General features: G+C 59.7%; 1 protein-coding gene and 1 pseudogene. Both read right to left on the bottom strand.

The features are described from left to right. Nucleotides 1–336, bottom strand: a pseudogene (locus R7P74_RS24975) (IS6-like element IS6100 family transposase); the annotation flags it as partial. A 506-nt stretch (nucleotides 337–842) separates the two neighbouring features. Beyond that, nucleotides 843–1,099 (bottom strand): GNAT family N-acetyltransferase (locus tag R7P74_RS24965; RefSeq protein ID WP_153563929.1); only part of this gene is annotated, 257 nt, incomplete at its 5' end.

Raw genomic sequence — 1,099 nt, 5'->3', positions numbered from 1 at the left:
CTTGGCGCTGCGGGTCGGCGACAGGTAGAAATCGATCGTGTCGCCCCGCTTGTCGACTGCCCGGTACAGGTAGGTCCACTTGCCCCGCACCTTGACGTAGGTTTCATCCAGGCGCCAGCTCGGATCAAAGCCACGCCGCCAGAACCAGCGCAGCCGCTTCTCCATCTCCGGGGCGTAGCACTGGACCCAGCGATAGATCGTCGTATGGTCGACCGAAATGCCGCGTTCCGCCAGCATTTCCTCAAGGTCGCGATAGCTGATCGGATAGCGACAATACCAGCGCACCGCCCACAGGATCACATCACCCTGGAAATGGCGCCACTTGAAATCCGTCATCGTTCCGTCCGTCCAATCTCCGCCAAGCATGCTCAAGCTTCACGATTTTTGCAACAGAGCCCACACGAGTATTGAGCATAGTCGAGATTGGTGCAGATCACTTCTGATATTGAACTGTCAGGAGCTGGCTGCACAACAGCCATTACGCCCAATCAACTGGTGCAGTCGTCTTCTGAAAATGACATTTGGTATCTCTCATAAACGGATGTTTTTGAGAGAACTATCTTCGGCCTTCACACGCACGAAAGGCGGCGAAGCTCCGCCGTTAATCCGTCCGCCGGAGATCTCGCCCAGGCAGGCTGAAGGCCGAGCAAGCCTGACAGGCCCGAAAAGCCCGGCACGGGCGTCGGCGGCGATGACGGCGGCGGCATTATCCAGGGTTGATGATGGAAGTGGAGGATATCGACAACCTCTCGCGCAACCAAGACATCGCGGTCGGACTGCAAGTGATCTTGAAGCCACGGGCCCGTCCCACCCCGACATGGACCTCGATGCCCGAACGGACGTTAGATTTCGAGTTCTAGGCGTTCTGCGATGAAGGTTGGATCCCAGCCGGGATTGAAAGTGTCGACGTGGGTGAATCCGAGCCGCTCGTATAGGCCACGCAGGTTCGGGTGGCAGTCGAGCCGCAGCTTGGCGCACCCCTGCGTTCGCGCGGCATGGCGGCAAGCCTCGATCAGCGCGGAGCTGACACCCCGGCCCGCATGTGTCCGTCGCACCGCGAGCTTGTGCAGATATGCGGCCTCCCCCTTGAGGGCGTCGG

This window comes from Vibrio sp. 2033 (assembly GCF_033339735.1).
This window is presented reverse-complemented; position numbering and strand designations above follow the sequence as displayed.